This window comes from Streptomyces sp. NPDC057474, from assembly GCF_042802555.1.
Taxonomy (GTDB): domain Bacteria; phylum Actinomycetota; class Actinomycetes; order Streptomycetales; family Streptomycetaceae; genus Streptomyces.
In genome coordinates this window covers 1-8,078 of sequence record NZ_JBHVDX010000324.1, presented here as the reverse complement: position 1 = coordinate 8,078, position 8,078 = coordinate 1, and the positions used below count along the sequence as shown (strand labels likewise).

Annotated in this window: 5 protein-coding genes; 3 read left to right on the top strand and 2 right to left on the bottom strand. The window is 66.5% G+C overall.

The genetic code is table 11. The features are described 5' to 3' along the window. Positions 1–56 precede the first annotated feature (56 nt). A complete protein-coding gene (locus ACFU53_RS44420) occupies positions 57–1,565 on the bottom strand; it encodes a glycosyltransferase family 87 protein (protein WP_384005627.1) in 1,509 nt (502 codons plus the stop codon). 187 nt (positions 1,566–1,752) lie between these two features. Then, positions 1,753–4,419 (bottom strand): transglycosylase domain-containing protein, encoded by a 2,667-nt coding sequence (locus tag ACFU53_RS44415; protein ID WP_384005626.1) that lies wholly within the window; start codon positions 4,417–4,419, stop codon positions 1,753–1,755. 373 nt (positions 4,420–4,792) lie between these two features. Here ACFU53_RS44415 and ACFU53_RS44410 point away from each other — a divergent pair, with 373 nt between their 5' ends. The 3 genes from ACFU53_RS44410 to ACFU53_RS44400 all read left to right on the top strand — a co-directional run bounded on the left by ACFU53_RS44410 (position 4,793) and on the right by ACFU53_RS44400 (position 7,968). Next, positions 4,793–5,473 (top strand): PadR family transcriptional regulator, encoded by a 681-nt coding sequence (locus ACFU53_RS44410; protein WP_384005624.1) that lies wholly within the window; start codon positions 4,793–4,795, stop codon positions 5,471–5,473. A 44-nt stretch (positions 5,474–5,517) separates the two neighbouring features. Continuing rightward, positions 5,518–6,600 (top strand): inositol-3-phosphate synthase, encoded by a 1,083-nt coding sequence (locus ACFU53_RS44405; RefSeq protein WP_384005622.1) that lies wholly within the window; start codon positions 5,518–5,520, stop codon positions 6,598–6,600. A gap of 78 nt (positions 6,601–6,678) precedes the next feature. After that, positions 6,679–7,968: an MFS transporter gene (locus ACFU53_RS44400; RefSeq protein ID WP_384005620.1), complete on the top strand. Its 1,290-nt coding sequence runs from the start codon at positions 6,679–6,681 to the stop codon at positions 7,966–7,968. Positions 7,969–8,078 lie beyond the last annotated feature (110 nt).

The window sequence follows — 8,078 nt, the reverse complement described above, 5'->3', positions numbered from 1 at the left end:
GTACACGAGAAACCTCGTGTACGGCCTTCCGCGTAGCCTGCCCGTGCTCTGTTCGCTCAGGGCGAACTATCTCCAGGGCCACGGCTGCCCCATTCCACCTGCGGCCCTTCGACGTGCATCGCGTGCCGCGGGGGATGGGCCGCCGCGCCGTACACATGAACGTCCTCCGCGCCGTCGAGGACTCCGCCGGAGGGATCGTCGTCACCGGCCCGACGCACCATGTCCCGGTCGGGCATGAAGATGTCACGCACGACGACGACGCACAGATAGAGCGTCCCCAACAGGTGAGCCATGATGGCGAGTTGGTAGCCCTCGGCAGGCAGACCCTTGTGCGCCTCGCCGCTGGTCGTGTACGCGAGGTACATCCAGATCCCCACGAAATACGCCACCTCGCAGGCCTGCCAGATCAGGAAGTCCCGCCAGCGGGGCCGGGCCAGGGCGGCGAGGGGAACCAGCCAGAGGACGTACTGCGGTGAGTAAACCTTATTGGTGAGGATGAAGGCCGCCACGATCAGGAAGGCGAGCTGCGCGAAGCGCGGGCGGCGCGGGGCGGTCAGTGTGAGCGCGGCGATTCCCGCGCAGACGAGCACCATCGAGACCATCGCGTACGCGTTCGCCGTCTCGCCAGTGATCTGAATGTTCATCCGCTGCGAGATGACGAGGAAGAAGGAGCCGAAGTCGACGCCACGTTCCTGGCTGAAGCGATAGAACTTCGACCACCCGTCGGGGGCCAGGAGCATCACCGGGAGGTTCACCGCGAGCCAGGCCCCGACAGCGCCGAGCAACGCGGTCACGTACGCGCGCCACCTGCCCGCCCGCCAGCACAGCACGAAGAGTGGTCCGAGCACCAGGAACGGGTAGAACTTGGCGGCCGTGGCGAGTCCGATCAGCACGCCGAAGGCGAGGGGGCGCCGACGCGACCACATCAGCATCGCGGCGGCCAGCAAGGCCACGGCGAGGAGGTCCCAGTTGATGGTGGCGGTCAGCGCGAAAGCGGGCGCCAGGGCCACCAGAAGGCCGTCCCAGGGGCGCCGGCGGTGAATGCGCGCGCAGCAGACGGCGATGACCGCCGCGCACACCATCAGCATCCCGGCGTTGACCATCCAGTACCACTGCTCTTGTTCCTGGATGGTGCCGCTGCCCGGGGTCAGCCAGGCGGCGACTTCCATGAACACACCGGTCAGCACCGGGTACTCGAGGTACTCCATGTCGCCGGGGATCTTGTCGAAGTACGGCACGAGCCCGTCGGCGAAACCGCGTCCCTGATAGAGGTGCGGGATGTCCGAGTAGCACGCGTGCGTGTATTGCGAGCTGGCTCCGAAGAACCAGGCGCCGTCGTAGCAGGGCAGCTTCTGCACCATGCCGAGCGCGAACATGCCGATCGCCACGAGCGCGACGACCCGTACCGGCGTCCACCAGGACGTGCCGAGCAGCGCCCGGCGCCCGATCGGGCCGCCGATCAGCTCGCTGCCGGTCGAAGCGACCTCGTCCTCCTTGGTCGGCCGCACCGGCTCCGACTCGTCCGTGCTCACTCGCGTCGTCTCTGCACTGGGCATGCCGCACATCCTGCCGTACGCGCCTAGGGATACACCGAGGACCACCGCATCCCGTCGTATGCGACGGCCCATGTTTCACGTGAAACACGTCCCGACCGCTGTGATCCGGGCCTCGCGGGGACACGGCAAGGGCCACCGCACCTGATCGGTGCGATGGCCCTTGTTTCACGTGAAACACATTCTGCCGGGCGGGGAGCTACCCTTCGGTGCCCCCGAAGAGTCCCCCGTTCTGGTTGCCTCTCGAATCGTCCTCCGACTCCGTCGGTGTCGCGGTCACCCCACCATCGGTGCCACCAATGTCCGTACCGCCCGTGTCCGTACCGCCCGTGTCCTCACAGGTGGTGTCGAACGGGTTGGTGCAGGTCTCGCTGGGCGTCGGCGACGGCAGGATCTCGCTCTCGGTCGGCGTCGGGCTCGGCTCGGGGCTCTCCTCCTCGGACTCGGTCGGCGTCGGGGTCGGCGTCGGGTCCGGGTCGTCGTTCACGATCACACCGATCGGCTCGGGCTCAGGGAAGTCCTCAGCCGGCTCACCCTTGAGCGCGTCCTCCATGTAGTCGTGCCAGATCTCGGCCGGGAACGAGGCACCGTGGATCGTCTCCTGACCACCCGTGCCGTACATCTCCAGGAACGTGCGGTTCTTGTTCGACTCGTCGTCGTCCATGCGATACATGCTGATCGCGGTCGACAACTGCGGGGTGTACCCGACGAACCAGGCGGACTTGTTGCCGTCGGTGGTACCGGTCTTGCCCGCCACTTCACGGCCGGTCAGCTGGGCCGACGTACCGGTTCCCTCGTCGACGACGGTCTTGAGGACATCGGTGACGTTGTCGGCGACCTCCGATGTGAAGGCCCGCTTGGGCTCGGCGATGTCGTCGTGGTCGAACCTCTTCAGACCCTCATACTCGACCGTCTTCACCGAGAACGGGTCGTTCTGCTTGCCGCTGGCGGCGAAGGTCGCGTAAGAGCCCGCCATACGGATCGCGCTGGGATCGGAGATACCGATCGAGAAGGACGGGAAGCTGGTACCGGCCAGGCTGCTCTCCTTGAGGCCTGCCTCGATGGCCGCTTCCTTCACCCGATCCAGACCGACGTCCATGCCCAGCTGCACGAAGGCCGAGTTCGCCGAGACCCGCATCGCCTCACGGAGGTCGATCTGGTACTTCGGCGCGCTGCCGTACGACGCGTCATCGTCGTTGGCCTGCAGCCACTCCTCGCCCTTCTCGTTGGTCCAGACTTCGCCGTCGTAATCCTTGATCTTGAGGTTGTTCTTGCCGCTGTAAAGGCTCTTCGGCGAGACGATGGTGCGCTCGTCCTGCGCCTGATCCCCATCGAGCTCGGGATCGCGCTTGCCCCAGGTCATAGCTGCCGCAAGGACGTACGTCTTGAACGTCGAACCGACCTGCGCACCAGTGACGTCGGCGTTGTTGGTGAAGTGCTTGGTGGCGTCCTCACCGCCGTAGATCGCCTCGATGGCACCCGACTTCGGATTCACCGACGCGCCACCGAACTGCACATGGGCGTCGGTCTTCGGACGCAGGTCGGGCTTGATGTTCTCCTTGCGGACCTTCGCCACGGCCTTCTCGAGTTCCTTGACCTTGTTCTTGTCGAAGGTCGTGTGGATCTCGTAGCCGCCCCGTTCGAGCTCCTTCTGATCGATGTCCGTGTTGTTGAGGATGTAACCCTTGGCCGTGTCGACGAGGTAACCGATCTGCCCCCCCAGCTGGGCATTGGACCGAGGGCTCTCGATCTTGGGGAACTCGGTGTACTTGGCCCGCTCGGTCGCCGACAGGTGCTTGTCCTTGACCATCTCGTCGAGGATCCAGCCCCAGCGCTCCGTGGCCCGCTTGCGGTTGGCCTCCGGCGAGGCCGCCGGGTCGATCGACGTCGCGCCGGCCGGGTCGTAGTACGTGGCACCCTTGAGGACCGCGGCGAGGAAGGCGCATTGGCTCGGGTTGAGCTTGTCAGCGTCCTTGCCGAAGTACGTGCGGGCGGCCGCCTGAATGCCATACGCACCACGTCCGTAGTACGCGGTGTTCAGGTACCCCCGCATGATGTCTTCCTTCTCGACCGAGGTGCCCACCTTGACCGAGATGAAGAGCTCCTTGACCTTCCGCGACAGGGTCTGCGACTGGTCGTCGAGCATGGCGTTCTTCACGTACTGCTGGGTGATGGTCGAACCACCCTGCGTCTGACCACCCTTGGCCATGTTGACGACGGCTCGGGCGATGCCCATCGGGTCGACGCCGCTGTCGGTCTCGAACGTCTTGTTCTCGGCCGACATGACGGCGTAGCGCATCGCCTTGGGGATCTTCTCGTACGCGATGATCTGGCGATTGACCTCACCGCCCGTCGCGACCATCTGCGAGCCGTCCGACCAGTAGTAGACGTTGTTCTGCGCCGTCGCGGCCTCGGCCGGGTTGGGTACGGCCACGACCGCGTATCCGATGCCGGCCGCCGCCACCAGGCTTCCGAAGAACCCGATGAACAGCCCGGTCACCTGGCGCCACGACGGCACCCAGCGCATCGCCCCGTACTTGCCGGCACGCGGGTAGTCGATAAAGCGCTTCTTCCCGGGCGGAGCCGCGCGTCCACGGCCACGGCTGGGTCCACGCCCTGCGGGTTCGGCGGCTCTACGGCGGCCGCCGACTCCGGTGTCGGTATCGGTGCTTCTCTGCGACGCCCGTCGAGTGGCGGCACGGCCCTCGTACTGGGTCTCCTCACCTCCCGAGCCATAGGTGTCGGAAAGTGACCCGGTGGCGTCCCGCGGTGCCGCGCGGCGGCCGGAGGACGCCGACTGGCCGCGTCGGGCCGCGGCACGTCCGCCTCCCTGAGGCTGCGGCGGTTTGCGACGGTGCTCGCTCATCGAACGACTACTCCTCGGGCAGGCGCACCCGTGCGCGCCTGGAAACGGCGGCTGGTTTCCGGTCCCCCCGAAGTACGGATGCGGTCGTGTTGGTATTCATCCGTACCGCACCCAGGACGACGACGTGCTCAAACGTCACGCGGTTCCCAGTGGTGTGCATGCCGCACAGACTACGCACCACCAAAACCCACTGAGCACCGAACTTCACCCCAAATCAGGCAACTTGCTTCCTACTAATCGGTGATGTGACCCCGTTCACCGCATCCCCACTTGTCGCATCCGTAGGGGCGTTCTATCGTCTGGATGTATCGAGTCGATACATCAGCTCGGCATAAAACGTGTCGGCAGGGCCAGCGGGAGAGGGGAGGCGACGATGAGCCGGCGCTCCGGAATACTCGAGTTCGCGGTCCTCGGCCTGCTCCGCGAAGCCCCGATGCACGGCTATGAGCTGCGCAAACGACTCAACACGTCGTTGGGTGTGTTCCGTGCCTTCAGCTACGGGACGCTTTACCCCTGCCTCAAGACGCTGGTCGCCAACGGCTGGTTGATCGAGGAATCGGGGGGCACCCCGGAGGATGCCGCCGTCGCCCCGCTCACGGGTCGCCGCGCCAAGATCGTCTACCGGTTGACGGCGGAAGGTAAGGAGCACTTCGAGGAGCTGCTCTCGCAGACGGGTCCCGACGCCTACGAGGACGAGCACTTCGCCGCTCGCTTCGCATTCTTCGGGCAGACCTCCCGTGACGTGCGCATGCGCGTCCTGGAGGGCCGTCGCAGTCGTTTGGAGGAACGACTGGAGAAGATGCGTGCCTCTCTGGCGCGCACCCGCGAGCGCCTCGACGACTACACGCTCGAGCTCCAGCGCCACGGGATGGAGTCCGTGGAGCGCGAAGTGCGCTGGCTGAACGAGCTCATCGAGAGCGAACGGGCAGGCCGGGACCTGAAGGGCCCCGCCCACGGAGAACCCGCTCGCGACACCACAGAGGGAGCGCCGGGCGCCCTGCCCCGGCCCGGGGAAACCCCCGGGCCGGATGCGCCCGGCGACACCACCACGTGAGGTCCCTGCCAGGACCTCACTCGTACACACAGGGAGCAACCGGAATGCGTTCGGTTCGCGTAGCCGTCATCGGTGTGGGCAACTGCGCCGCGTCGCTGGTGCAGGGAGTCGAGTACTACAAGGACGCCGACCCGGCGTCGAAGGTCCCGGGCCTCATGCACGTGCAGTTCGGTGACTACCACGTCAGTGACGTGGAGTTCGTCGCCGCCTTCGATGTCGACGCCAAGAAGGTCGGTCTCGACCTCGCGGACGCCATCGGCGCCTCCGAGAACAACACCATCAAGATCTGTGACGTGCCGAGCACGGGTGTGACCGTGCAGCGCGGCCACACCCTCGACGGCCTCGGCAAGTACTACCGCGAGACCATCGAGGAGTCCGCCGAGGCCCCGGTCGACGTGGTCCAGGTCCTCAAGGACAAGCAGGTCGACGTCCTCGTCTGCTACCTGCCCGTCGGTTCCGATGACGCGGCGAAGTTCTACGCCCAGTGCGCCATCGACGCCAAGGTCGCCTTCGTCAACGCCCTTCCGGTCTTCATCGCCGGCACCAAGGAGTGGGCGGACAAGTTCACCGAGGCGGGCGTCCCGATCGTCGGTGACGACATCAAGTCGCAGGTCGGTGCCACCATCACGCACCGCGTCATGGCGAAGCTGTTCGAGGACCGGGGCGTCGTCCTGGACCGCACGATGCAGCTGAACGTCGGCGGCAACATGGACTTCAAGAACATGCTCGAGCGCGACCGCCTGGAGTCCAAGAAGATCTCCAAGACGCAGGCCGTCACCTCCCAGATCCGCGACCGCGAACTGGGCGAGGGCAACGTCCACATCGGCCCGTCCGACTACGTGGCCTGGCTAGACGACCGCAAGTGGGCGTACGTCCGCCTCGAGGGGCGCGCCTTCGGTGACGTCCCGCTGAACCTGGAGTACAAGCTCGAGGTCTGGGACTCCCCGAACTCCGCCGGCGTCATCATCGACGCAGTGCGCGCCGCGAAGATCGCCAAGGACCGCGGCATCGGCGGCCCGATCTTGTCGGCGTCCTCGTACTTCATGAAGTCCCCGCCGGTGCAGTACTTCGACGACGAGGCCCGCGAGAACGTCGAGAAGTTCATCAAGGGCGAGGTCGAGCGCTGATCAGTCGTTCGTAGTGGGCTGTTGAGGGTCTCCGGGTCATGTGCCCGGGGGCCCTCTCCGTATGTGAGGCTGTGCCCCATGTCCGTCGTGCGCGACCTGCGCGTCCTGCTCCACTTCCGGGACTTCCGGCGACTGCTAGCCGTGCGACTGCTGTCCCAGGGCGCCGACGGCGTCTATCAGGTCGCGCTCGCCACGTACGTCGTCTTCTCGCCGGAGAAACAGACGTCGGCGGCGGCGATCGCCTCCGCGATGGCGGTCCTGCTTCTTCCGTACTCCCTCGTCGGCCCCTTCGCGGGTGTCCTGCTGGACCGCTGGCGGCGTCGCCAGGTGTTGCTGTACGGAAACCTGCTGCGCGCCCTCCTGGCGACCGTGACAGCCGTCCTGATCCTGAGCCATGTGCCTGACTGGCTCTTCTACGTCTCCGCTCTGTGTGTCACGGCGGTCAACCGCTTCGTGCTGGCGGGGCTCTCCGCCGCCCTGCCCCGTGTGGTGGACGCCGACCGTTTGGTGGTCGCCAACTCGCTTTCGCCGACGGCCGGAACGCTCGCCGCGACCGCCGGCGGCGGACTCGCTTTCGTCGTACGGCTGGTGGCCTCGGACTCCGACGCCGCGGTGGTCCTTCTCGGCTCGGCCCTCTATCTGTGCGCGGCCCTGGCCTCACTGCGCATCGCCCGGGAACTACTCGGCCCGAATCCTGAGTTGGTGCAGCCGCGGCTGGGTGCGGCTCTCGCCGGGACCGCACGGGGCCTGGCAGCAGGCGTACGACATCTTGCCGAGCCGGGGCGGCGGGCGGCTGCCTGGGCGTTGGCCTCGATGACGCTGATGCGGTTCTGCTACGGCGCCCTGACAGTCATGGTGCTCATGCTCTGCCGGTACGCCTGGTCGTCCGACAGTCCCGGGGCATCCGACTCGGAGGAGGGGCTGGCCCTCCTCGGTCTCGCCGTGGGGATCTCGGGAGCGGGGTTCTTCACCGCAGCGGTGATGACGCCCTGGGCAGCTGGGCGGTTGGGACCGGGTCTCTGGATCGTCACCTGCTCCTCGGCCGCCGCCGTGCTGGAACCTGCCCTCGGTCTGCCGTTCTCGGAATCGCCCATATTGATCGCGGCGTTCGTCCTGGGTCTGGTCACGCAGGGGGCGAAGATCTCCACGGACACGATCGTCCAGTCCTCTGTCGACGATGGCTACCGGGGCCGAATCTTCTCCCTCTACGACGTCCTGTTCAACATCGCCTTCGTCGGCGCCGCCGCCGTGGCCGCCCTGATGCTCCCTCCGGACGGCCGCTCAGTCGCACTGGTGATCACCGTGGCCGTGATCTATGGAGTGATCGCTGCGGCCATGGCCCGCTTCGGGGTGGCGAGGCGGCACTGAAGCGGAAGCGGTGATGTTTCACGTGAAACATCACCCCCTCGGTACATGCACCTCGTTGTCGACTCCGCGGCACAGCAGCGCGGTGCGATGTTTCACGTGAAACATCGCAC

Excerpts from the sequence above, each read along its gene's own strand:
- ACFU53_RS44420 (WP_384005627.1), bottom strand. The coding sequence starts at position 1,565 with ATGTGCGGCATGCCCAGTGCAGAGACGACGCGAGTGAGCACGGACGAG.
- ACFU53_RS44415 (WP_384005626.1), bottom strand. The coding sequence starts at position 4,419 with ATGAGCGAGCACCGTCGCAAACCGCCGCAGCCTCAGGGAGGCGGACGT.
- ACFU53_RS44410 (WP_384005624.1), top strand. The coding sequence starts at position 4,793 with ATGAGCCGGCGCTCCGGAATACTCGAGTTCGCGGTCCTCGGCCTGCTC.
- ACFU53_RS44405 (WP_384005622.1), top strand. The coding sequence starts at position 5,518 with ATGCGTTCGGTTCGCGTAGCCGTCATCGGTGTGGGCAACTGCGCCGCG.
- ACFU53_RS44400 (WP_384005620.1), top strand. The coding sequence starts at position 6,679 with ATGTCCGTCGTGCGCGACCTGCGCGTCCTGCTCCACTTCCGGGACTTC.